At 44.3% G+C, this 23680-nt stretch carries 21 protein-coding genes; 6 read left to right on the plus strand and 15 right to left on the minus strand.

Annotated features, from left to right (window positions below; genetic code table 11):
• Positions 1-9 precede the first annotated feature (9 nt).
• The 14 genes from FAM09_RS06730 to FAM09_RS06795 form a co-directional block, all read right to left on the minus strand.
• Positions 10-591, minus strand: coding sequence for a DUF420 domain-containing protein (locus tag FAM09_RS06730; RefSeq protein ID WP_136576278.1), 582 nt, complete (start codon positions 589-591; stop codon positions 10-12).
• A 3-nt stretch (positions 592-594) separates the two neighbouring features.
• Positions 595-1407, minus strand: coding sequence for an SCO family protein (locus FAM09_RS06735; protein WP_136576279.1), 813 nt, complete (start codon positions 1405-1407; stop codon positions 595-597).
• 236 nt (positions 1408-1643) lie between these two features.
• Positions 1644-2123: a cytochrome C oxidase subunit IV family protein gene (locus FAM09_RS06740; protein ID WP_136576280.1), complete on the minus strand. Its 480-nt coding sequence runs from the start codon at positions 2121-2123 to the stop codon at positions 1644-1646.
• Positions 2124-2184: 61 nt separating this feature from the next.
• Positions 2185-2859 carry a cytochrome c oxidase subunit 3 gene (locus tag FAM09_RS06745; RefSeq protein WP_136576281.1) on the minus strand — a complete coding sequence of 225 codons (675 nt, stop codon included), beginning with the start codon at positions 2857-2859 and terminating at the stop codon, positions 2185-2187.
• Between the two features lie 30 nt (positions 2860-2889).
• Positions 2890-3459 (minus strand): cytochrome c oxidase subunit 3, encoded by a 570-nt coding sequence (locus FAM09_RS06750; RefSeq protein ID WP_136576282.1) that lies wholly within the window; start codon positions 3457-3459, stop codon positions 2890-2892.
• A 133-nt stretch (positions 3460-3592) separates the two neighbouring features.
• Positions 3593-4501, minus strand: coding sequence for a heme o synthase (cyoE, locus tag FAM09_RS06755; protein ID WP_136576283.1), 909 nt, complete (start codon positions 4499-4501; stop codon positions 3593-3595).
• A gap of 89 nt (positions 4502-4590) precedes the next feature.
• On the minus strand, positions 4591-6399 hold the full coding sequence (locus tag FAM09_RS06760; RefSeq protein WP_136576284.1) for a cytochrome c oxidase subunit I: 1809 nt from the start codon (positions 6397-6399) through the stop codon (positions 4591-4593).
• A 71-nt stretch (positions 6400-6470) separates the two neighbouring features.
• The gene (locus tag FAM09_RS06765) at positions 6471-7604 is read right to left on the minus strand and encodes a cytochrome c oxidase subunit II (RefSeq protein ID WP_136576285.1); all 1134 of its coding nucleotides are present in this window, start codon (positions 7602-7604) and stop codon (positions 6471-6473) included.
• Between the two features lie 74 nt (positions 7605-7678).
• A complete protein-coding gene (locus tag FAM09_RS06770; protein WP_136576286.1) occupies positions 7679-8908 on the minus strand; it encodes a quinol:cytochrome C oxidoreductase in 1230 nt (409 codons plus the stop codon).
• Between the two features lie 34 nt (positions 8909-8942).
• Entirely contained in the window at positions 8943-9635 is a 693-nt protein-coding gene (locus FAM09_RS06775) for a c-type cytochrome (protein WP_136576287.1), read from the minus strand.
• A 17-nt stretch (positions 9636-9652) separates the two neighbouring features.
• Positions 9653-10246, minus strand: a complete 594-nt coding sequence (locus tag FAM09_RS06780; RefSeq protein ID WP_136576288.1) for a DUF3341 domain-containing protein — start codon at positions 10244-10246, stop codon at positions 9653-9655.
• 72 nt (positions 10247-10318) lie between these two features.
• The gene (gene nrfD / locus FAM09_RS06785) at positions 10319-11770 is read right to left on the minus strand and encodes an NrfD/PsrC family molybdoenzyme membrane anchor subunit (RefSeq protein WP_136576289.1); all 1452 of its coding nucleotides are present in this window, start codon (positions 11768-11770) and stop codon (positions 10319-10321) included.
• A 135-nt stretch (positions 11771-11905) separates the two neighbouring features.
• Positions 11906-15076: a TAT-variant-translocated molybdopterin oxidoreductase gene (locus tag FAM09_RS06790; RefSeq protein WP_136576290.1), complete on the minus strand. Its 3171-nt coding sequence runs from the start codon at positions 15074-15076 to the stop codon at positions 11906-11908.
• Between the two features lie 157 nt (positions 15077-15233).
• Entirely contained in the window at positions 15234-16520 is a 1287-nt protein-coding gene (locus FAM09_RS06795) for a c-type cytochrome (RefSeq protein WP_136576291.1), read from the minus strand.
• Positions 16521-16785: 265 nt separating this feature from the next.
• On the opposite strand from FAM09_RS06795, the gene purN reads away from it, so the two are divergent.
• From purN to FAM09_RS06820, 5 genes are all read left to right on the plus strand, one after another.
• Positions 16786-17799, plus strand: coding sequence for a phosphoribosylglycinamide formyltransferase (gene purN, locus FAM09_RS06800; RefSeq protein WP_243751610.1), 1014 nt, complete (start codon positions 16786-16788; stop codon positions 17797-17799).
• 65 nt (positions 17800-17864) lie between these two features.
• Positions 17865-18623 carry a carboxypeptidase-like regulatory domain-containing protein gene (locus FAM09_RS06805; protein ID WP_136576292.1) on the plus strand — a complete coding sequence of 253 codons (759 nt, stop codon included), beginning with the start codon at positions 17865-17867 and terminating at the stop codon, positions 18621-18623.
• Between the two features lie 684 nt (positions 18624-19307).
• The gene (locus tag FAM09_RS06810; protein ID WP_136576293.1) at positions 19308-20603 is read left to right on the plus strand and encodes a serine hydrolase domain-containing protein; all 1296 of its coding nucleotides are present in this window, start codon (positions 19308-19310) and stop codon (positions 20601-20603) included.
• 90 nt (positions 20604-20693) lie between these two features.
• On the plus strand, positions 20694-21239 hold the full coding sequence (locus tag FAM09_RS06815; protein ID WP_136576294.1) for a hypothetical protein: 546 nt from the start codon (positions 20694-20696) through the stop codon (positions 21237-21239).
• A gap of 38 nt (positions 21240-21277) precedes the next feature.
• On the plus strand, positions 21278-21466 hold the full coding sequence (locus FAM09_RS06820; protein WP_136576295.1) for a CsbD family protein: 189 nt from the start codon (positions 21278-21280) through the stop codon (positions 21464-21466).
• A gap of 85 nt (positions 21467-21551) precedes the next feature.
• Here the strand turns inward: FAM09_RS06820 and FAM09_RS06825 are convergent, their stop codons facing one another.
• Entirely contained in the window at positions 21552-21812 is a 261-nt protein-coding gene (locus FAM09_RS06825) for a hypothetical protein (RefSeq protein ID WP_136576296.1), read from the minus strand.
• A gap of 289 nt (positions 21813-22101) precedes the next feature.
• Between FAM09_RS06825 and FAM09_RS06830 the strand changes: the two genes are divergently transcribed.
• A complete protein-coding gene (locus FAM09_RS06830; protein WP_136576297.1) occupies positions 22102-23679 on the plus strand; it encodes an N-acyl-D-amino-acid deacylase family protein in 1578 nt (525 codons plus the stop codon).
• Position 23680 lies beyond the last annotated feature (1 nt).

Below are 23680 nucleotides of genomic sequence, written 5' to 3' on the forward strand. Positions count from 1 at the left end.
GTACGTTCATTAATAATATGGGCTGATCAGCAGATACACCAGCACGCCGGTTACAGAAACATATAACCAAACAGGCCAGGTAATGCGGGCCAGCTTAACGTGTTTAGGCCACTCGCCTGTTAACGCTCTGTAAGCAGTATATAATATGAAAGGCAGAATAATTCCGGCCAACGGAATGTGGGTGATAAGAATGATATAATAGACCATTCTTTTTGGACCGGCTAATGCTTTTTCAGCTTCACTTACTACACCATCATGATCAATATCTCCAAACCTGGTATCACCAGCCAGTAAATGATGACTGATATACGATAGCAGGAAGATAACCGACAAAACCAATGCGGTAACCATGATCCGTTTGTGCAGCAGGTATTTGCCTTGTTTTACCACCATAAGCCCGGCCAGTAACAACAGGCTTACAATCGAATTAATGATCGCATTTAACTGTGCAAAAACATGCACGTCAAAACCCAGGTCAACATCGAGTTTTATGCGGCTTAACAGTACAACCGCAGCAAACACTACAAAAGAAAAAACAAGGATCAGCCAGTTGGCCTGCTTATCATTTTTCGCCAGTACGGGAGGTAGCATACTTTATATTTTTGGTTCTTTACCAGGTTTGCGGGTGATCCAAACGAATAACACAACAGCCACGATAACGGCAATATAAATGGGCCAAAGCCCTTTCAGTTGTGCTAATACAGGTGAAGCTTCATTCTTATCCTTTTCCAGCATCAACAGGGTAATGTCCTCTGCCAGTTTTGATAAAGCAACCGTATCTAAACCATCATAATAACCGCGTACAATGCCCTTTCTGTCGAGCACTACAAACTTCGAGGTATGAATGAAGTTGGAGTCAATGCCTTCTCCATCCTGCAGGCCCAGCTTTACTTCGTTCAAAGCAAAATCATAGATCGTTTTCTTAGGGCCGGTCAGCATCCACCACACATCGGAGTTTACGCCAAAACGATCGGCATATCTTTTTAAGGCGGTCACTGAATCTCTTTCAGGATCTACACTGAACGATAAAAAATGTACAAAAGAAGTATCTACCCTTTTAGTAACATCTTTCATTTTGAGGGCATCTTGCAGGCCCTTCATATTTTTTGTAAGATAAGGGCAAATGGTAGGACAGCGTGTAAAGAAAAAGTCGGCCACCACAATTTTGCCGCGCAGGTCATGCAACGATACAGAGTCACCCAACTGATTGCTGAGGGTAACATTGCCCACCTGGTGCCAGATGGTATCGCTTACCTGCTTTCCATTTTTTACCGTATCAATAATGTAATCGGGATAGTAATGCTGCGGCATGTGAATAGCGTCGCGGCTTACTCCTTTTACAATAAAGTAGCTGATCACCGGCAATATAATGGCAATACACAGGGCTAATAATGCTTTCTGACTCACGTTTTTTTCTTTTGCTTCGCAAAGTTACCGCACGAGGCAATGCTATGCAGTTTTTTATTAGATTAAAACATATTTAACTATTCCACATCTGAAGCAACCGCCATACACCGAATATGGGCTGGCTATAACTCCTTGTATAGTAACCGCTTCCCTCACCGCTTCATTCCATATAAAAAAAGAACCACCGCTAAAGCAGCGATGGTTCTTTTTTATATCACATTTAGCAGTAAAGTCGATTAATGTAATTTGCCTGGTTCCTGGCTTTCTCCATGCTTTTCTTGCTGTTGTTCACCATGACCGTGTGGTTTTGGCGCAGGCGCCTGCTCCTTGCTGTGATCCAAATAATGGCGATCGTAAGTATTCCGCAGGTTCTTGTAAGAATTTCCATCCCACAAAAAGGCAGTAAGGAACCAAATGAAAAGTAACGCCGGTATAGATATGGTCAGGATCATATTCCTGATCTCATGACGCAAGTGCATGAACTCGGCTATAATAAAGAATGCTTTGGCCAAGGTAAGCACAACAAATACGCCATTCAGTAAAGTCTTTACCAGATCCGGATTTGAAAAAGTCAATGAATAGTATCCGATGGCCAGGATCAGCTCAAATACGGTAATGTATAGAAGTATCCGGAATGTTCTCCAGATCGCTTTTCTGTCGAATGTATGTTGCTCGTCGTGAGCGTGATGATGCTCTGCTGCATGTGCATTTGCCATAATCGCAATATTATATATAAATCAATAAACTGTCTAAAATATCGTGTCTAACGTGAATCAACTAGAACAGGTAAAAACAAGTGAACACGAATACCCATACCAGGTCAACGAAGTGCCAGTACAAACCGGCTTTCTCGATCATCAGGTAGTGGCCTCTTCTGTCAAACACGCCCTGCCAGGTCATAATGAACATAATTATGTTGATCACTACACCAGAAAGTACGTGGAAACCGTGGAAACCGGTAATGGTAAAGAAGAAGTTGGTAAAGTTGGTAGAAGCTTGTGTACCGTCGATATTATTGAACGGGTTGTGACCCCACCATGCGCCCTGGTGATGCAAGTGCCACCACTCCCATGCCTGGCAACCTAAGAAGGCAGCGCCACCGAGGATCGTCCAGCCTAACCATTTCAATACACCTTTTCTATCCATTTCATGGCCTGAACCTACCGCCAATACCATGGTTACCGAACTCATGATCAGGATGAAGGTCATCAGGCTCACAAACGCCAGCGGAATATTCATTTCGCCGATGATCGGGAACGACCTGAACACGTGGTTGGGGTCGGGCCATGAGTTAGTTGAAAAACGAATGGTTCCGTACGAAATCAAGAATGCGCCAAAAGTAAAAGCATCACTCATCAAAAAATACCACATCATCAGCTTTCCATACTCCACTTTAAATGGACTTTTTCCTCCTGACCACATGCTTTGATTAGCCGTTGCTACTTGTGCCATGTTGCTATTTTAATATTAGTAGTTCTGCAATTATAATTTAAACAAAAAGAACACGAACAAATAAACCCATAACAGGTCTACAAAATGCCAGTAGGTGCTCATTACTTCTACCGGTACTGAATTATAGTTCCTGATGCGTGCGCTGAACGCTTTAATGAACATCACAATCAAAGCAATAACGCCTCCCAGCACGTGCACCGCATGCAATCCGAAAATAACATATAAGAACTGGCCTGCGCCGGTTGATCCTTTTAACCTGGTGCCGCTTTCCCATAGCTGTGAAAATCCAATGATCTGCATAGCAATGAAAGTAAAACCCAGTACCATAGTAAGCGTTAATAAACGGCGATACTGTTGCATGCCCCGCTCTTTAAACGATTTCAGCGCCCATTGCATAGTAAGGCTGCTGATCAGCATTACTGCGGTTGAATAATAAAAGAGCTTCGGCATTTGCATGGTGGTAAAGCCGGCCATGCTTCCTTTTACAATATAGGCACTGGTTAAGCCTGCAAACATCATAATGATGCTACCTATGCCTACCCACAAGGTGAACTTGTGAGGATGTATTTTTTTTCTTTGCGTACTCACTGCTTCTGTCATCACGGTTATTTATTTTTTTCGTGAATGGTCAATGGTGAATGGTGAATAAGTTCCGAATTCGCGTCATTCCTTCTACTTCTCAACAGCCTTCACTTCAACATTCAATATTCAACATTCGATATTCAATATTTCTTTATACGATCTTATCTGCCAGCAATGCCAGTAACACTACGGGCAAATAAATATAGCTGGTGAACATTACCCGGCGCGCGGCTTTTTTCTCCATTTCACGATACAGCCTTATACTTTGCCAAAGCATCAGCAGATTGGCCGCTAATACGATCCATAAACTCATCATTCCACTCATGCCAACCAGGTAAGGTAAAGCACCAACCGGTATCAATACCAGCGAATAAATGACAGATTGAACGGCTGAGTATTTTGTTGGTCCTTCAACCGACGGCATCAGTTTAAATCCCGCATTTGAATAGTCTTTGTGCGCGATCCAGGCAATGGCCCAAAAATGGGGAAATTGCCAGAAAAACTGGATGGCAAAAAGCACCCATCCGCCTGCACTCAACTCGTCTTGCCCGGCTGCCCAGCCAATTAAACAAGGCAATGCACCTGGTACAGCCCCCAACAGCACTGATACGGAGCTCACTTTCTTTAATGGCGTGTACATGTAAGCGTACACAAACCAACTGAACAATGCCAGACCGGCCGATAACCAGTTAAAGAAATACCCCAATATAAACACACCGGCTGCAATGGTGATGATCGCAAAGGCCCAGGCTTCTGCCGGTTGCATTCTTCCGGAGGCCACCGGCCGTTTGGAAGTGCGCAACATCATGGCATCTGTATCCTTTTCAACTATCTGGTTTACGGCGTTAGCGCTGCCTGTCACCAGCAAGCCGCCGATGAACAGCATGATCACGTGAAACCAGCTCCAACCCTGTTTTGGAATTTGTGGCGCCAGCAGGTAACTGATCACAGCTGAAAACACGACCATGAAGCTGAGGCTGAACTTAATCAGCATCATATAATCCCTTACCTTACCGGCTATATTTAAAGAACTATTTTGCTTCACGGTTACTTGCTCCATCAGTTATTTAATGTTTTTTATGGTCAATGGTGAATGGTCAATGGTGAATAAAACCTCATTATCAAACCACCTGACCACCCAAAGCAGTATTAATGCTTAGACTCATTCGGACCGATCGGCTCGGTTTGCGGAATGAAATCGCGTCCATCCTTGCTGTAATCATAAGCCCAGCGATGAACTTCAGGAATTTCACCTTCCCAGTTACCATGGCCCGGGTGAATAGGTGTAGTCCACTCCAATGTAGTAGCGCCCCATGGATTGAGTGTAGTTACTTTTCTACCTTTCCAAATTGAGTAGAAGAAGTTAAATACAAACAGTAATTGTATGGCGAATACGATCATTGCTACAGTAGAGATGAATTTATTCAGATCACCAAACATGTTGAAAGATGACCAGTTGCTGTAATCGAGGTAACGGCGGGGCATACCGGCCAAACCTTCGTAGTGCATAGGCCAGAAGATGAGGTAGGCGCCGATGAGGGTTACCCAAAAGTGAATGTAAGCCAGTGTGTTGTTCATATAACGGCCATACATTTTGGGGAACCAGTGGTAAATACCGGCGAACATGCCAAAGAATGCCGAAACACCCATTACTATATGGAAGTGCGCGATTACGAAATAGGTATCGTGCAGGTGAATATCCAGTGTAGAGTTCCCCAGGAAGATACCAGTTAAACCACCAGAGATGAACAGGCTCACAAAACCTAATGCGAACAACATACCCGGTGTAAACTTGATATTGGCTTTCCAGATGGTAGTTAACCAGTTGAACACTTTGATGGCCGAAGGAACGGCGATCAACAGGGTCAGCAACACGAATACTGAACCGAGGAAAGGATTCAATCCGGTTACGAACATGTGGTGCGCCCAAACCAGGAAGGCGAGGATGGTGATGGCGAACAGCGAACCCACCATGGCCATATAACCAAAGATCGGCTTGCGTGAGTTAACTGATAAGATCTCAGATGCCATACCCATCGCAGGCAACAGGATGATGTACACCTCAGGGTGACCCAGGAACCAGAACAAGTGCTGGAACAGGATTGCGCTACCACCTTCATTAGGTAATGCCTGGTTAGTAGCCGCAATATAAATATCAGACAGGTAGAAGCTGGTGCCGCCGTGACGATCGAACAGCAACAGGATGAAACCTGATAATAATACAGGGAAAGATAAGATACCTAATACCGCAGTAAAGAACAGAGCCCAGATAGTCAATGGCAAACGGGTCATGCTCATGCCTTTGGTACGCAGGTTCAATACGGTAGATACATAGTTCAAACCACCGAGCAATGAAGACACTACGAACATGGCCATAGCCGTGATCCACAGGTCCATACCGGTTTTTGAACCAGGCGACGCGTCACCGAGGGCGCTCAAAGGCGGATAGGCTGTCCAACCACCGCTGAACGGACCGGTTTGAATAAACAGAGAAGATAACATTACGATGCTACCGCCAAAGAAGAACCAGTACGATAACATGTTCATCATGGGAGAAGCCATATCACGGGCGCCGCATTGCAGAGGAATGAGGAAGTTGGCGAATGTACCGCTCAAGCCGCCTGTTAACACGAAAAACACCAGAATGGTACCGTGCATGGTTACCAGGGCATAATAATTCTCAGGGGTAATTTTACCGCCTTTAGCCCAGTTACCCAGGATGTCTTCCAGCCAGGGGAAAGTCTGGTCGGGGTAACCCAACTGCAAACGGAACAGCACCGACATCAAACCACCAATAATAGCCCATATCATACCAGTGATCAGGAATTGCTTGGCAATGATCTTATGATCCTGGCTGAATACATATTTTGTAATAAACGACTGGTGATGATGATGCGCGCCATGCTCATCGTGATGCACTTCATGCGTTGTTATTACTTCTGCGTGACCGTGACTCATTGTATCTTTTTTTGTAAGTCGTAATTAATTCTGTTTTCAGAGCTTGCCCCGACAATGGTCGGGAGTACCGGTTATCTTTTTGCTGCCAAAACCCCTTTAGGCACAATAGCACCCGCGTGGTCCTTTGCTGTTGTATCTGCATGCGCTGGTTGTGCAGCAGGTGCAGGAGCAGCAGTTACTGCCGGGGTGTAAGCAGGCTTTTGTGATGCCAGCCAGAATTTATATTCCTGCTCATCCACCACTTTAATAAGCCCCTTCATTGAATAGTGACCGTTTCCACACATCTGGTCGCAGGCAATTTCATATTCAAAGTTGGGATTTCCGGTAATTTCCTTCATTTTCTTGGTAGTATACTTAGGCGTAAACCACATAGTAGTAGGCGTGCCGGGTACCGCATCCATCTTCATACGAAAATGGGGCAAACCTACGTCATGAATTACATCGCGTGAATTGATGATCAGCTTTACAGGCTTATCTACCACCAGGTACATGGCAGTGGTTTGAATGATATCATCATATCCGGTTGCGTCGGCTTTTAAACTCTGCACACCGTTGGGCGTGTCCATGGTAGAATCTTTCCATAACATACCCAGGAGGTTGCCTTCTGCTTCATCGATCATTCGGAAATATTTCTTTCCGAATGTATTGTCTTTACCCGGGTAGCGATAGATCCAACCAAACTGACGGCCGGTTATTTCTACCTGCATAGCATTGGAAGGCGCTTCACCGGTAATTTTAAACCAGTAATACAAACCAAAACCAACCAGCAAACACAAAGTAATTGCCGGAACGGTTGTCCACAATACTTCCAGTTTGTTGTTATGGGGATAATAGAATGCCCTTCTTTTTTCGCTGTACTGGTATTTATATGCGAACCAGAACAACAAGATCTGTGTAAGTAAAAACACGATGCCGGTAATAAGCAGCGTAATCTTCAACATGGTGTCAATGTTCTCGCCATGGTCAGAAGCTGACGGATGGGGCATCAATGTTTTTGGATACAAAGCTTTATTACAGTACCACACCCCAATGAGGCCCAGTACCAGGAACACTACCATCAAGAATCCGTTGATCTTGTTATTTTGTTCGAAAGACTTTTTTTCTCCCTTTAAAACGGATACATACTCACTCGCCTTGGCTATCTGAAATGTTATCAGAAACCCAAGCGCCAGGATAGCTAACAAAAATAATCCGGTAGTTGTCATGATCTTTCAATAATTTTTATACTATCGAAACTAAGTTCGTTGATTTATTAAGTATCACACCCCTGTTGATCACATTAGGTATGATGGATAATACTCTCTTTAATGAACGGATGGTTTTTAGCAATCAAAGGTGCTTTTGTTAAAGCATTACCAACCGAATACATGATCAATCCCACGAAACCGGCAGCCACACCAAAATCAAACAGGTTCAGGGTAACGTGATCTGGGAACAAGCTGGCAAAGATCATTTGGTAGAAATCCAACCAGTGACCAAAAATGATCAGGATCGCCATAAATGTAACCGTGGTATAGTTTCTCTTTGAACCCCGGCGCATTAATATTAATAACGGAGCCAGGAAGTTGATGCAGAACATGAACCAGAACAAGCCGGTATATGCACCGCTATGGTTTTTGCTGGTAACGCGCGATTTGAAGTAAACAGTTTCTTCAGGAATGTTCGCATACCAGATAAGCATGTATTGTGAAAACCACAGGTATGTCCAGAAGATAGAGAATGCAAACATGAACTTACCCAGGTCATGAATGTGCTCTTCATTGGTATATTCCAGGTAACCCTGATTCTTCATATATACAACGAAGATGGTGATCAATGCCATACCGCTCACAAATGTACTGGCGAATGTATACCAGCTATACATGGTAGAATACCAGTGTGCATCGATACTCATTAACCACAACCAGGGAACGGTTGACATTACTGTTAAGGCAAACCATACGATGAAAATGGAAGCCCAAACGGTATTTTTAAAGATGTATTTACGGCCTGATTCAGCATCAGGTAACGGATTATTATCCAGCTCACGTGATAACTGGCGCATTTTATAACCCAGTACAATCCACAAGCCGATGGCGAGGATGGTCCAGATAATATAAAAGCCGATGTTCAAAAAGGCTGATTTGCCTTCCAGGATCTTATCACCGTGGGGGTGCAGCCAGTGGAAGATATGGGGGTCAATTACCACCAGTGCTATTAATACAATTAACGTTATAATGCCTAAAGGAATAACAGCAACTGAAATGGCTTCAGGAATACGGCGAAAAGCCATTTGCCAGCCGCCAAAGGCCAGGGTAGTGGCACAAATGAAAAACATGGCGGCATTTACTACCAGCAAAAAGAAAACACTGTTTTGCAACAGGCTGGCCCAAAATCTTGCACCGTGGTGATGCTCATCGGTTCCATATAAGAAAAAACCGATGATAACAGATAAAATGCCGACTCCCATCAATGCCATTGACCAGGTTCTGTACCGTGCGGGGATGGCGAAAAATTCTTTAATAGCCATTATCAGTAATTTATATGTTCTGTGTTCTAGTCAGTTAATGTTTAGCGGTTGTATCTGCACTTTTTGTAGCGCCTGCAGCGGTATTAACTGCTGCCGGCTTTGCTGCTGCTGTATCAGCAGTAGCCGCTGCTGCTGGCTGCTTGCCACCACCCTGTTTTGATTTCACATAGTGAATGATCATCCAGCGTTGGGTAGAGCTCAACTGTGAAGCATAGCTTCCCATTTGACCCCTACCATAAGTTACAGAATAAAACATCTGTCCTTCAGGCATGGCTTCATATTTGGCCTGGCCTACCAGTTTAGCTGGCGCAGCCGTGAACGGGCCTTCGCCACCTTTGTATAATGGACCATTGCCATCGAGCGCCGCACCATGGCAGATACCGCAATTTATAAGGTATAAACGTTCTGCTTCTTTCATTTGTACCGCATTCAATGCAGGTAACGGATTGGTTACATGCACAGACTGCGCGTAATTAGTTGTATCACCGGGTTTATCCATAACCAGGTGAAAAGGCAATAATTCGCCTCTTTTAACAGTACCGGCTACCGGCATGCGGTTATAATGAATACCCTGCTTTTCGAGCGTATCAATGGGCGCATAAGTTTCATATGCTCTGCTATAATTCATATCAGGCATATACACGCGGCCCGGACTTCTACGTACGTCACTGCAACTCCAAACTATCACAGCCATCACTAAAACAGAAATAATTGATAATTTTTTCATCTTTAAGTATTCAGATATTATGCAGAAACAGTTTCGCTTTGACCTTCAAACAATTTTTGATCTTTATCATATGTACCTAACCACCAGCCGGTTTCAGCATTTTGCACATTAACTTCTTTGGCGCCAATGCTAGTCAGGAACGAACTTACTTCGCTTTCGTTTGTCTTAGGAGTGCACTCGATAACCATTACAAACAGGTCGTCGGTTGCACGCAGGTGAAAGTGGTGCTTTTTTACAAAAGGCGCTAACTGGCACAGGTAGCAGAAAGTTATAACCATGCCTACGCATGCGCACAATACGGTAAATTCAAATGTAATAGGTATCCAGGCGGGTAACGCAAAATGCGGTTTACCACCAACGTTTAAAGGGAAGTCTTTGGTAAATACCCATGTCATGAACGATAACATGGAAGTGGTACCAAAAATGGCGTAAAGAAATCCGGCCGTATGAATGCTGGTATCCCGTAAGCCCATTGCTTTGTCTAAACCGTGAATGGGGAATGGGGTATACACATCATGCAGTTTATAACCTGATTTGCGTACTTTTTTAACGGCATCAAACAACGGCCCCTCATCATCAAAACAACCGACAACAAATTTTTTAACAGCCATATAAAGATTTTGATATTTCTTATTTCGGGATTTCTGTTTTTCTATTCTCTATCTTTTGCTTCCGGGCTTCAATTAATGATGATCGCCGTGCGTTTCATTATATAAATGATCCGGAGTTTCCTTTTCAATATGGTACATGTTCTTCTTGTAGTTTTCACCTGATCTCTTCAGGATGTGCTTGATCTCCGCCACCGCAATTACGGGGAAGAATTTAGAGAACAGGAAATAGCAGGTGAAGAACAAACCGAACGTACCCAAGTAAAACCCAATTTCCCAAATGGTTGGCCGGTAGTAAGTACTCCAGCTACTGGGCAGGTAGTCGCGGTAGATAGAAGTAACAATGATCACAAAACGCTCGAACCACATACCGATGTTTACGATCACCGACATAAAGAAGGTTACAACCAGGTTACGGCGCAGTTTGCGGAACCAGAAGATCTGCGGTGAGATCACGTTACAACCCATCATCAGCCAGTAGCTCCAGCCATACGGGCTGAACAGGTTCAACCTGTTTTGAGCGAAGGCCCAGCCTTCATTCGGGTTCTGGCCATACCATGATATAAACAACTCGGTTAAGTAGGCAACCCCTACAATAGAACCGGTCAATACAATTACTTTGTTCATTACCTCAATGTGCTCGATGGTAATATATTCTTCCAGGTTCAACACTTTACGGCTGATCAACAGCAGCGTTTGCACCATCGCAAAACCTGAGAAGATGGCGCCCGCAACGAAGTAAGGCGGGAAGATGGTCGTATGCCAGCCAGGCACAACTGAGGTAGCGAAGTCGAACGATACCACCGTGTGTACCGACAATACCAGCGGCGTACTCATACCGGCCAGTACCAGCGATAAGCTTTCATGGCGTTGCCAGTGTTTGGTAGAACCGGTCCAGCCGAACGACAGCAGACCATACATATATTTACGCCATTTCAAACGGGCGCGGTCACGTACGGTAGCGAGGTCGGGAATAAGACCAGAATACCAGAATAATAATGATACGGTGAAGTATGTAGAGATCGCGAATACGTCCCACAACAGCGGTGAGTTAAAGTTTACCCATAACGGACCGCGGGTATTAGCATAAGGCAGTACGAAGAAGGCCATCCACACGCGGCCCATGTGCCAGATCGGGAACTGACCGGCGCACATTACCGCAAAGATGGTCATCGCTTCCGCGGCGCGGTTCACACCCGTTCTCCAACCCTGGCGGAACAGCAACAGGATCGCAGAGATCAGTGTACCGGCGTGACCGATACCCACCCACCATACGAAGTTGGTGATGTCCCAGCCCCAGCCTATCGTTTTGTTCAGGTTCCACTGCCCTACCCCGTAGGTTACCTCACGGTAAATTGAATACACACCAAACAGTAACAGTGCAACTGAGATCAGAAAACCGATCCACCAAAGACGGGATGGGTTTGCTTCAATAGGACGCACAATATCTTCCGTAACCTGGTGATAAGTTTTATCATTTTCTACCAGCGGAGGTCTTACTTGCGATTCGTATCTTAATAATGCCATGTTATATGCTTTTAGCTATTTCCCCGCCCCCTGGCGGAAAATGTTAGCCGAAAAATGTTTATGGTGAGTGGTGATGGTCAATGGTGAATTGCTCCCTTTGATTATCACCTTTAAACTCTATATCAACTTGTCAACTTATCCCTTATGCTCAGCACCATGCTCAGAAGCAGCTACATGCTCTTCAGAGCCTGTGAGCACACCATGATTGCTGATCTCGGCGGTATTTCTCACTTTAGCCAGGTAGTTCACATTAGGCAAAGTGTGAATGTCTTCCAGCGCGAAATAGATACGGTTGTCATTTTCTTGCCGTGTTTTCGAAATGGCGCTTTGCGAGTTGTTGGCGTTACCAAACACAATAGCGTCGGCAGAGCAGGCTTGTTGACAAGCGGTTTGGAAATCGCTATCCTGCAACGGACGGTTTTGTTTTTTGGCTTCCAGCTTACCGGCCTGCGCTCTTTGTACGCAGAAAGAACATTTTTCCATTACACCGCGGCTACGAACGGTAACATCAGGGTTCAGCACCATACGGGTAAGGTCGTCGTTCATCATCAGTACTACATCGTCCAGCTTACCTTCATCAACCAGCGGTTGTTGGTTGTTGGCGAAGCTGTCTGCACCGGTATAATCGGCCCAGTTAAAACGACGTACTTTATAAGGACAGTTATTTGCGCAATAACGGGTTCCGATACAACGGTTATAAGCCATCATGTTAAGGCCTTCGCTGCTGTGGTGCGTTGCTGCCACCGGACATACGTTTTCGCATGGCGCGTTGTCGCAGTGCTGGCACAGCATAGGCTGGAACACGGTTTGAATGCTTTCCGCATCATTGGGGTTACCACTGAAATAGCGGTCGATACGCAACCAGTGCATATCGTGGTAACGCATTACTTCGTGTTTACCAACGATAGGAACGTTGTTTTCGATGTGACAGGCTACCACGCAGGCGCCGCAACCGAAGCAACTGTTCAGGTCGATGCTCATACCCCATTTAATGCCCGGACGGTCATAAACGGGATAGATGGTACCATCTTTTTCAAACTTCTCAATACCGCCATAGTTCTTCAACTCAGCCTTTCTTTCATTGCGAATAATGGCGGGCTCTTTCTTATATTCTTCGTGGGTAACTTCACGGATAACACCATGACGGCCTTCGTAGCTGTTGTGTGTTTGTCCCTGAGCTATTTTGTAAGTAAGATCGGTTTTGGCAATTTCAGCCTGTCCGTTCCATTCAAAGGTAGAACCATTGAAGCTCAGTAACGGATAGGCATTTTTACCTAAAGAACCACCATCAGCAGCATGCACCGCACGGCCAACATTTTTATCGCGACCATAACCAACAGCTATGGCGATGGTGTTTTCGTGTGTACCTGGTATAATTATAATTGGTAGTTCAACTTCTTTACCGCGAACTTTTACCTTGATAACCGGCTTTTCTACTTCAACCTCATACTTGTCGGCAGATCTTCTGTCGCTCAGATCGATCTCGAACATTTTTTTGGCCAGTACAGGCGAAATAACAGCGTAGTTATCCCATGATACGCGGGTGATAGGATCGGGCAATTCGAGCAACCAGGGGTTGTTTGCCTGTTTTCCATCGCCTACCCCCACTTTCTGATAAACTATTACTTCATACTCGCTGTTTTTCTTCATGGCATTGGCAGCGGAGATAGCCTGTGCCACGGGAGCGGCGTTGAAAGCAGCGCCTGCATCAGCAGCAGGGGTTGTTTCAATTACACCATCCTGTAATGCTTTATCAAAAGTTGCCTGGCTGCCTAATTTGGCGATCCAGTAATTTTTAAGGTAAACATCCCAGCGGGTGGTATTGCCAGTCCATTTTAATAAAGACTGTTCAAAAGGTCTTGATTCAAACAACGGGTTGATCGTTGGTTGGATCAGGCTCACATAACCGGCTTTAGGTTCTGCATCACCCCAGCTTTCGAGGAAGTGAGGAGCAGGTAAAACATATTTACACAATTGCGTTGTTTCGTCTTTTCTGTCGTTGAAAGAAACAGACAGTTTAACCGAATTCAACCCTTTTTTGAAACGTTCTGCGTCGTAGTATTCGTAAACAGGGTTGGCGCCATATACGAGCAGGGCTCCTACGCGGCCGGCTTCCATATCCTGAACCAATGCTACCATTTCGCTATCAACGCCCTGGTGCATCAGGATGGGGGCATTCCAGTTGATAGTTGATCCGTAAGCGCCGATAGCTTCGTTGATGGCGTTTACAAGGATCTGTACCTGTGTATTGTTGCTGCCGCTAACAACCAGTGCTTTGCCTCTGTTGGCAACCAGGTCCTTAGCCGCTTTTTTAACTCCTTCTTTTAATTTACCGGAAATGCCGGTTGGCTCCTGGCCGTTAACAGCAGTCAATAATGCTGCTGCTATGATACCGGCTTCTGAAGGACGGTGGGTAAAACGCTCATCCGCAGCAGCACCAGTTGTGCTCATCATGCTTTCGAACTGGTAGTGCTTGCTCATGTCGAGTTTCTTCTCAGTTACCTTACGGTTCTTGCTGTAGCCATGCTGAAATTCAACCGGGCTCAACCAGGTACACAGGAAGTCGGCGCCAAGGCTCACTATAGTTTGTGCATTATCGAAGTTGTAAGAGGGAATAGCGCGTTTTCCGAAAGTAGCTTCATTTGCCAGCAGCATACCGCCGTACGACACAGCGTCGAACGTAACATGTTTACCGTTGGGGTATTTGGCTAAAAATTCTGCGATAACCTGTTTGGTAGAAGGCGAAGTAATGGTAGAGGTAAGTAATACCAACTGACCATTGCCCAGGCCATTTAATGCGCTGATGATCTCGCGATCGATTGCCTCGTAATTGGTAGCCGTGTTCTTAGCTATAGGGTGACGTAAACGGGCCGTATCATACAAATCCAGCACCGACGCCTGCATACGGGCAGAAGAACCGCCCTTACTGAAAGAAGACAGGGTATTGCCTTCTAATTTTATCGGACGTCCATCGCGCACTTTTGCTACAACTGGTATTGCTTCGCCGCCACTTACATAAGTAGTAGCATAATAATCAGCAACACCCGGCACCATATCCTGAGGCTTGTTCACATACGGGATCGCCTTTCTAACTTTAGTTTCGCAACTGGCTGCGGCTATTGCAGCCGCTGTACTAAAACCAAGATATTTCAAAAAGTCTCTACGGGAGGCTGGACTGGTAGACAATCCTTTTTTATCTGCGGTCTCAAACGGTAATTCTTCTTTGAATTCGTTCGAAATCGACTTTTCATAGGCCTCACTGTTGTTGAGCTCTCCGAAACTCTGCCAGTACTTTTTTTTAGCCATTTATCTATGAATTTGAAAATTTGAGAATTTGAGAATTTGAGAATTGGGTCGTTATAATTTAAGACTGCATTATCAAATTCAGCTTGTTACTTTTTGTTTTGAAAATCTGAAAATCGGGGTTCCTCATTTTCAAATTTTCATCCCGAAGCGCATTATACTAGTAGTGACATTTCTGGCACTCCAATCCACCAATATCATTTACAGTTACACTGTCTCTCACGCCTGCTTTGATCTCGTCGTGGTATTTCTGGTAAATGCTGTAGAACTTGTTGCCTTCTTCGCCGCTTTTGTCGCCGAAGTTCACTTTAGTGGTACGGTGACAGTTGATACACCAGCCCATGCTTAAGTCAGCAAACTGTTTTACTTCATCCATTTTCTGAATTTCGCCATGGCAGGTTTGACATTGTACTTTACCGGCATTTACGTGTTGGGCATGGCTGAAGAATACGTGGTCGGGCAGGTTGTGAATTTTGGTCCACTCAATTTCCTTGCCTTTGCCAGTATACTGTCTTTTAGAAGGGTCCCAACCGGCGGCTGCATAGATCTTTTGAATTTCGGCAGTACCGTTTATTTCTGTACCGTCTTCGCGGAACAATTTACCAGCGCTACCAGTGTACTCATTAATGGTCATGTGGCAGTTCATACAAACATTCACTGAAGGAATGTTGGCATGTTTACCTTCCATTGCACCACCATGGCAGTACAAACAGTTGATCTGGTTTGCACCGGCGTGTACTTTATGGGAGTAGTAAATAGGTTGTTCAGGTTGATAGTTTGTGCTACGGCCTAAACCAATGGCACCTTTCACTATATAATAACCGCCTACTACAAAAAGGATCAGCGTTAATAAAGTGATGTAAGATTTGTTGCGATAGAATGGAATTGGCTCGTGAGAAGGAATGCCATCTTTATCATCGGCCAGCTTTCTAAGATTGCTGTTAACCTGCAGCATAACCAATGCTACTACTGCCAGTATCAGGGTTAACACGCCATACATGATGGAGTTGTCTTTCTCGTCGATAACCTGAGCGCCGCCGGCACCAGGTTGTGCGCCGCCACCTGCAGTTGGAGGACCAGCTTTAAAGGTTTTCTCTACGTAATCTACAACTGCATCGATCTCCTTTTCTGACATTGTTGGAAAAGGAGACATCATGTTGCCGCTAAATTTTTGCTTCAACCCCTGGGTATAGGGGTCGGTTTTCATAAAACCTGCCGGATTATGAACCCAGTCGTAAAGCTTTTTACGATCAGTCCAGGGGCCACGTGTTGTTAATCCTCCTAATGCCGGTCCGGTACCATCTTTGAAAACATTGTGACAGGAAGCGCAATTATCTTGAAATATGGCTTTCCCATCCTGAGCTGAGATCTTATTCCCGAACGACAATAGTAAAAAGAACAATGCACTGAGAAGGGTTCGCTTAACGTTTGCTCTATGATCAATCATATTGTTGGATATGATGAAATTATGTGGAAAAATTTCCCGAATTGGGTGCAAAAATAAGTCAGGATTTTAACAAAATCACAACCTGTTTAAAATTTTTTTAATGCAGGCCTGGCGCGGGTTTCAGCCGATTTTACCCCGTACATTAAAACGGTTCAGTATGAAATGTCATGCTTTTGTCAATGTGACAACTAAAGTTTCGCATCTCGTAAACTGATGATAAAATTGACTTTTTTCAACCCCAAAATTTTCCTGCACTTTTGCGTTCATGTTTCAACGACTGAAACAAAAATGGAACGTAAATGGCACACAATTATTTTTAATACTGTGTGTTTTTGCTATTACCGGAACCACAACCGCCTGGTTAACCCGTCAGGTAACCCATTGGTTACAATTGGATGCTTCATCGTTTTGGTACTGGGCCATTAAGATCTTTATATTGCTTATCGGCTACCAGGTCCTTATACTTCTTATTTCCATTCCTTTCGGACAATTCAATTTTTTCTGGAAATATGAAAAGAAGATCTTGAAACGAATGAAACTGATTCCCTCAACAAATAACCCACACGTAGATAATATTAATATGCATAGCTCACAAACCGGCAATCGGCAATCGGCAATTGCCAGTCAGCAAGCCGAAACTGCTCAGAATGCTCTGGCCGCGGCAACTCAACCACTAACAAAAAACGACAAACAACAAACCGTTAATGTAGCCATCTTCGCATCAGGTACCGGAACAAATGCACAGAAACTGATCGATCATTTCCGGCATCATCAACAAATTAAGATCGCATTAATTGTTTGCAACAAACCAGGTGCAGGCGTATTGACCATTGCGCAAAAAGAAAATATACCTTCCTTAATTATAGAGAAGGAAAAATTTTTTCGTGGCAATGCCTACGTCGACGAATTAAAACAACATAACATTAATTTTATTGTACTCGGTGGTTTTTTATGGAAGGTACCGGTACTATTAATACAGGCATTTCCGCAACGTATTATTAATATACATCCCGCGCTATTACCAAACTATGGCGGTAAAGGCATGTACGGCCGGTTTGTACATGAAGCCGTGATCACTGCCAAAGAAAAAGAAAGCGGCATCAGCATTCATTATGTTGATGAACTATACGACCACGGGCAATTGATATTTCAGGCCCGTTGCGTTATTGAAGCCGATGAAACGGCCGATAGCCTGGCCCAAAAAATTCATTCCCTGGAACATGAACATTACCCGCTGATTGTTGAAAAGGTGATCCGGGAACTGCAAAATCGCCGTTAAACCACCCGACATTTTATGTTAATTTCATTTTCTTGCTGTAATATCACAATCTCAATTTCATCAGTTTGAGCTTACATCGGTACATAATTTTAGTTTTACTGGTTTCGGGTTCCATTGCAGGCCATAGCCAGATACAGATCCAGGTTAAAGGAAAAGTGTTTGACATGACCCAGCAGGTACCGCTGGTTTCAGTGAGTGTTTTAAGTACCGGCGGAACAGGTACCGCCACCGATTCTTTAGGCCGGTATTCAATTTATGTGCGCGAAACCGACTCCATTTGGTTTTCTTACCTGGGCAAAGGCACTCCCAAATACCCCGTCAGCTCCATACCCAACCAGCAAAACTTTGAAATTTCCCTGCATGTAAACGTTACCGAGTTGAAACCCATTATGGTAAAACAGCGTAACTACCATTTAGACTCTATTGCCAACCGGGAAGAATACGCCAAAGCATTTAATTTCAAAAAACCTGGGCTGGGTATTGTTACGCCATCAGGTGTCGGTGGTGCCGTGGGTGTAGACATGGATCAATTAATTGAAATATTTCAATTCAAAAGGAACAAGCGCATGGCTGCGTTCAGGGACCGGTTGATAGCAGAAGAAAAAGAGAAATTTATTGAACACCGCTTTAGTAGAGCTCTTGTGATACGGCTTACCCAACTGCGTGGCGCCGAGCTCGATACCTTTATGGTGCGCTACAAACCCGATCTCATCTTTACCGAAACCGCTACCGACTACGAGTTTCAATCTCATATTAAAAGGAGTTTTGAGAAGTATACCAAGCTGAAGCAAGTTATGGGTGAGTTGAAGAAACAGGAGGAGTAAGTTAATTAGCTAATGAAATTCACTGCAGTTTCAGGGTCCCGGTAACCGGTTTGCATTTGGCACTCCCAACCAACATTCCCTGGCCGTCTTTCCTTTCCCATTTCTCTGTTTCTCATTTTTCATTTCTCATTTCCCTATCCACTTCGACATTCTATATTGGACATTCGCTATTCAACATTCCCTGGCCGTCTTTCCTTTCCCATTTCTCTGTTTCTCATTTTTCATTTCTCATTTCCCTGTATTCCACTTCGACATTCTATATTGGACATTCGCTATTCAATATTCCCTGGCCGTCTTCCCTTTCCCATTTCTCTGTTTCTTATTTTTCATTTCTCATTTCCCTGTATTCCACTTCGACATTCTATATTGGACATTCGCTATTCAACATTCCCTGGCCGTCTTTCCTTTCTCATTTTTCATTTCTCATTTCCCTGTATCCCACTTCGACATTCTATATTGGACATTCGCTATTCAACATTCCCTGGCCGTCTTTCATTTCCCATTTCTCTGTTTCTCATTTTTCATTTCTCATTTCCCTGTATCCCACTTCGACATTCTATATTGGACATTCGCTATTCAACATTCCCTGGCCGTCTTCCCTTTCTCATTTCTCTGTTTCTTATTTTTCATTCCTCATTTCCCTGTATTATCCTAACTTACTACTCTAAAACATGCCCAGCTATCATGAGAAAGATCATTAGCACCATTACAGTTATCCTACTTTTTATTTCGGTTGCAATTAGCCAGTCAGCCCATCCGGTATTAAGCATGGCCTCCACGCCAGAAGCCGGCGGCTTCTCCTCAAAGCGGTTAACACGCATCGATACTATATTAAAAGAATATGTAGACAAAGGCAGAATGAACGGCGCCGTAGCCATGATCGTGCACGATGGCAAGATCGTATATTATAAAAATTTTGGCTACAACGATCTCGACACCAAAGCTCCCCTGCAAAAAGATGCCATCTTTCGTATTGCCTCGCAAACCAAAGCTATTACCAGTGTAGCCGTGATGATGTTGCATGAAGAAGGAAAGTTCATGCTCGATGATCCCATCTCGAACTTTATACCTGAATTCAGGAACCCAAAGGTGATAGATAAATTTAATAAAGCCGATACAACTTATACAACCGTTCCGGCCAAAAGAGAGATCACCATTCGCGACCTGCTTACCCATACCAGCGGCCTGGGATATGCACAAATTGGTTCCAGTGAAGCCAAGGCCATATATTATAAGGCCGGCGTAGTGGGCGGAATTGGCATCCCTGAATTTGTACTGGCCGATAAAATGAAAATACTGGGCACGTTGCCTTTGTTCCACCAGCCCGGTGAAAAATTCACATATGGCTTAAATACCGACGTACTGGGTTACCTGGTTGAAGTAGCATCGGGCATGAGCCTGAAAGATTTCCTGCATAAGCGCATTTTTGAGCCGCTGGGCATGAAAGACACCTGGTTTTATTTACCCGCCGATAAACAAAACCGGCTGGCTATGTTGTACACAGAAGACAGCATCACCAAAAAGCCGCTTAAAATGGCAGAGAAATTAAGTTTGTTTGGAGATATGTACCGCGATTATCCCAAAATGAAAGGCACCTACTATTCAGGCGGTGCGGGTTTGTCTTCTACCATTTATGATTATGCCATCTTTTTGCAAATGCTGTTGAATGGCGGTGAATACAATGGCAAACGCTTGCTGAGCCGCAACAGCGTTCGCATGATGACGATGAACCAGATCGGTGATTTAATGCGCGGCCCTAATAAATTCGGATTGGGTTTTGGCATTACTACCGACAAAGGCAGCTCGATATTACCCACACAGGAAGGCACGTTTGAATGGGGCGGTATGTTTGCAACCACCTATTGGGTTGACCCGAAAGAAAAACTGATAGGATTAATTTACCGCAACATATGGCCCACCAGTTGGGGCAGCCTGGGCAACTTATATAAAGTGATGGTGTACCAGGCCATGAATTACTAATGCCTACTTATCAGGTAAGTATTTTAAGTACACGATCAAATTTATTTATTAAAATACCATTGTATATTTCAGGTTGAAAATGTCAATTATATGGATCAGCTCAACCTCGGTATAGGCACCCGTTTACAACATACCCAACATGGGCCGGGTGTAATTGTTGGCATCAGGTATGCCACCTATTTAATTTCTTTTATTCATCACGGTATAAAAGAGATCGATAAAAACGATACGCATCTAGAAGAAATAATTCCTGAAAATGTTACCGAAGAAATAGAAACGCATAGCGATGTAGAAAAATCGCTGTTGAAGATCCTTCGTTTATGGGGTGGCTTTTCAGAGATCGTTCCTTTGGGCGATCGCTGGAAAGGCGGTAACATGATATTGCAGCCGGCCGATAAAACCCAGAAGGGAAAAGAAGTGCCTATAGATGTGTTCTTTCACAAAATTGTAATGTTGCGCGACCGGCTGCGTGTGCTTGAACAACAGATCAATGCCCACAAGCAATTAAGCGATGAAGACAAAGTGAACCTGCAACAATATATAACCCGCATTTATGGTTCATTAACCACGTTTAATGTGCTGTTCAGGAATAAAGAACAATGGTTTATAGGTGAAAAAGGAGCAACTGCCGATTAACACTGGCACGAGATTTTTAACTGTTATAGAAAACAGTTATGGATAAATTAGAAATTAAAGGCAACTGGAATAAGTGGAAAGGAAAAATTAAACAAGCCTTTGGAAATCTAACAGATGATGATATTAAATATGAAGAAGGGAAAGATGAAGAATGGCTGGGCCGTATGCAGGAAAAAACCGGTAAAACCAGGGACGACCTGGTTAAATGGTTGAAAGGGCTAGGCTAAATACACTTATTTCAATAATAAAAAAGAAGGGGCTTAATAACGGCCCCTTTTTTTATGTACAGATATTAACCCCTTATTAAAAACATTATTTATTTCCGTGATCCATTTGCCTGTTCCCAGAGTCCTTAGTTCTACTCGAATCTACGTTAGTACCCATTACAGGAGGCTGCGGATAGGCGTTAGCCGGGTCGTGATGATGTGCGGCATTTATTGAATCGGTATCAATTGTGGTTGAATCATATCCCTGCGCGCCGCTATTACTTTTATCGCCATCATTACCACAAAACATAAGTCCGCACATGCCCAGCACGATCAACAGGTGATAAAAAAAATTAGTCTTTTTCATCTGATAGTTTTTAATTTTCTTTTGCCAGATGCCCGCCTGACCGGGACGGGCACGGATCGTACCACCCCGATGCTATCAGGATGGACGATTTATAAGAATACTCTTTTAATTATAGCTTAAATAATCATTCCACCCAATCCTGTAGCTGAGGCCTTACGGTGGTTTCCTGTGGAAATTTCTCAACACAGCCGGCAGCGAAGTGTGCCACAGCTCAAGTTTTGGCCTATATCTTCCCGCAAAAAAACGCACCCAGAAAATTGAAAATGGTTGCCTAATTTTAAAACCAGCTATGAAAAAAATGCTAAGTGTACTTATCCTTTTTGCCAGCATCACCTGCATTGGACAAACTTCCTGCGATGTACTTATTCAAAACGGCCGTATCATTGACGGCACCGGAAACTCCTGGTTTTATGGCGATGTAGCGGTGAAAGATGGAAAAATTCTGGCAGTAGGAAAACTCGCCGGTTATACAGCAACTAAAATCATCGATGCCAACAAAATGATCATTGCACCCGGTTTTATTGATGTGCACGGGCACGTGGAATCAGGTATTTTTCAATGGCCAACTGCCGACAACTATATTTATGATGGCGTAACAACCGTAATTACCGGTAACTGCGGCGGCTCGGCTTCCAATTTGAAATATTTCTTCAAGCGTATCGACAGTTTACATCCTTCTATCAACATCGCCACATTGGTAGGCCATAACACCGTGCGCGAAAAAGTGATGCACCGGGATAATCGCCTGCCCACTTTCGAAGATCAACAAAAAATGGAATCGCTGGTAAAAGAGGCCATGCAAGAAGGCGCGGTGGGCATCAGTACCGGGCTTATTTATATTCCCGGCACGTTTGCAAACACCGAAGAAGTGGTAGGGCTCGCAAAAGCCGCATCGCGATACAACGGTGTATATGCTTCGCATATTCGCAATGAAGAAAGCAAAGCGGTAGAAGCGATAACGGAAGCTATTAATATTGGCAAGGTAGCCAATATACCGGTTGAGATCTCGCATTTTAAAATAGGCGGCAAAGCGAACTGGGGCAAAAGCAACATTACATTGGCCTTGGTTCAACAGGCCCGGCAGGAAGGCTTGGATGTAACGATAGATCAGTATCCTTACACTGCCAGCAGTACCAATCTTGGGGTACGCCTGCCCGATTGGGCCTTTGCCGGCGGCGCCGATTCATTGAAGATGCGTTTGCATACCGCTGCTATTCGTGCGCAAATAAAAAAAGAAATGCTGGCTCAACTGCGCAAATACAAATTCAAAAATTACAGTTATTGCGTAGTGGCAAATTATTCAGCCGACAGCAGTTATAATGGGAAAAGCATTACCGAGATCAATAAGCTGATGGGCCGCAGATCAAAAGCCGCGTTTGAAGCGGAAACCATTATGGATATGGTTGAAAAAGGCGGTGCCCAAATGGTATATCATAGCATGAATGAAGACGATGTTAAATACATTATGCGCTATCCTTTTTGTATGACCGGCGCCGATGCCGGCGTTCCCGTTCCTGGTAAAGGCATGCCGCATCCGCGAGGGTATGGCACCAATGCCCGGGTGTTGGGCAAGTATGTACGTGAGGAAAAGGTGATCACCCTGGAAGAAGCCATTCGCCGCATGACCTCGCAGGCTGCGCAGAAGTTTCAGTTAAAAGACCGCGGTTTGCTGAAAGAAGGCATGGCAGCAGACATTGTGATCTTTGATGATAAAACCGTTATCGATCATGCCACATTTGAGCAACCGCATCAGTATTCAACCGGTTTTTATTACATCTTGGTAAACGGGCAACTGGTTGTTGATAACAGCAAGCATACGGGAGTGCGCAGTGGTGTGGCGTTGTTTGGGCCGGGATATAAGAGATAAG

This window comes from Niastella caeni, assembly GCF_004834005.1.
Lineage (GTDB): Bacteria > Bacteroidota > Bacteroidia > Chitinophagales > Chitinophagaceae > Niastella > Niastella caeni.

Bases quoted from the DNA above. Each gene is read 5' to 3' on its own strand.
- cyoE (WP_136576283.1), bottom strand. From the start codon at position 4,501: ATGGAGCAAGTAACCGTGAAGCAAAATAGTTCTTTAAATATAGCCGGT.
- FAM09_RS06750 (WP_136576282.1), bottom strand. From the start codon at position 3,459: ATGACAGAAGCAGTGAGTACGCAAAGAAAAAAAATACATCCTCACAAG.
- FAM09_RS06820 (WP_136576295.1), top strand. From the start codon at position 21,278: ATGGATAAATTAGAAATTAAAGGCAACTGGAATAAGTGGAAAGGAAAA.
- FAM09_RS06765 (WP_136576285.1), bottom strand. From the start codon at position 7,604: ATGACAACTACCGGATTATTTTTGTTAGCTATCCTGGCGCTTGGGTTT.
- FAM09_RS06760 (WP_136576284.1), bottom strand. From the start codon at position 6,399: ATGAGTCACGGTCACGCAGAAGTAATAACAACGCATGAAGTGCATCAC.
- FAM09_RS06810 (WP_136576293.1), top strand. From the start codon at position 19,308: ATGAGAAAGATCATTAGCACCATTACAGTTATCCTACTTTTTATTTCG.
- FAM09_RS06770 (WP_136576286.1), bottom strand. From the start codon at position 8,908: ATGGCTATTAAAGAATTTTTCGCCATCCCCGCACGGTACAGAACCTGG.
- FAM09_RS06745 (WP_136576281.1), bottom strand. From the start codon at position 2,859: ATGGCACAAGTAGCAACGGCTAATCAAAGCATGTGGTCAGGAGGAAAA.
- FAM09_RS06780 (WP_136576288.1), bottom strand. From the start codon at position 10,246: ATGGCTGTTAAAAAATTTGTTGTCGGTTGTTTTGATGATGAGGGGCCG.
- purN (WP_243751610.1), top strand. From the start codon at position 16,786: ATGTTTCAACGACTGAAACAAAAATGGAACGTAAATGGCACACAATTA.
- FAM09_RS06790 (WP_136576290.1), bottom strand. From the start codon at position 15,076: ATGGCTAAAAAAAAGTACTGGCAGAGTTTCGGAGAGCTCAACAACAGT.
- FAM09_RS06775 (WP_136576287.1), bottom strand. From the start codon at position 9,635: ATGAAAAAATTATCAATTATTTCTGTTTTAGTGATGGCTGTGATAGTT.
- FAM09_RS06795 (WP_136576291.1), bottom strand. From the start codon at position 16,520: ATGATTGATCATAGAGCAAACGTTAAGCGAACCCTTCTCAGTGCATTG.
- FAM09_RS06730 (WP_136576278.1), bottom strand. From the start codon at position 591: ATGCTACCTCCCGTACTGGCGAAAAATGATAAGCAGGCCAACTGGCTG.
- FAM09_RS06830 (WP_136576297.1), top strand. From the start codon at position 22,102: ATGAAAAAAATGCTAAGTGTACTTATCCTTTTTGCCAGCATCACCTGC.
- FAM09_RS06825 (WP_136576296.1), bottom strand. From the start codon at position 21,812: ATGAAAAAGACTAATTTTTTTTATCACCTGTTGATCGTGCTGGGCATG.
- nrfD (WP_136576289.1), bottom strand. From the start codon at position 11,770: ATGGCATTATTAAGATACGAATCGCAAGTAAGACCTCCGCTGGTAGAA.
- FAM09_RS06740 (WP_136576280.1), bottom strand. From the start codon at position 2,123: ATGGCAAATGCACATGCAGCAGAGCATCATCACGCTCACGACGAGCAA.
- FAM09_RS06815 (WP_136576294.1), top strand. From the start codon at position 20,694: ATGGATCAGCTCAACCTCGGTATAGGCACCCGTTTACAACATACCCAA.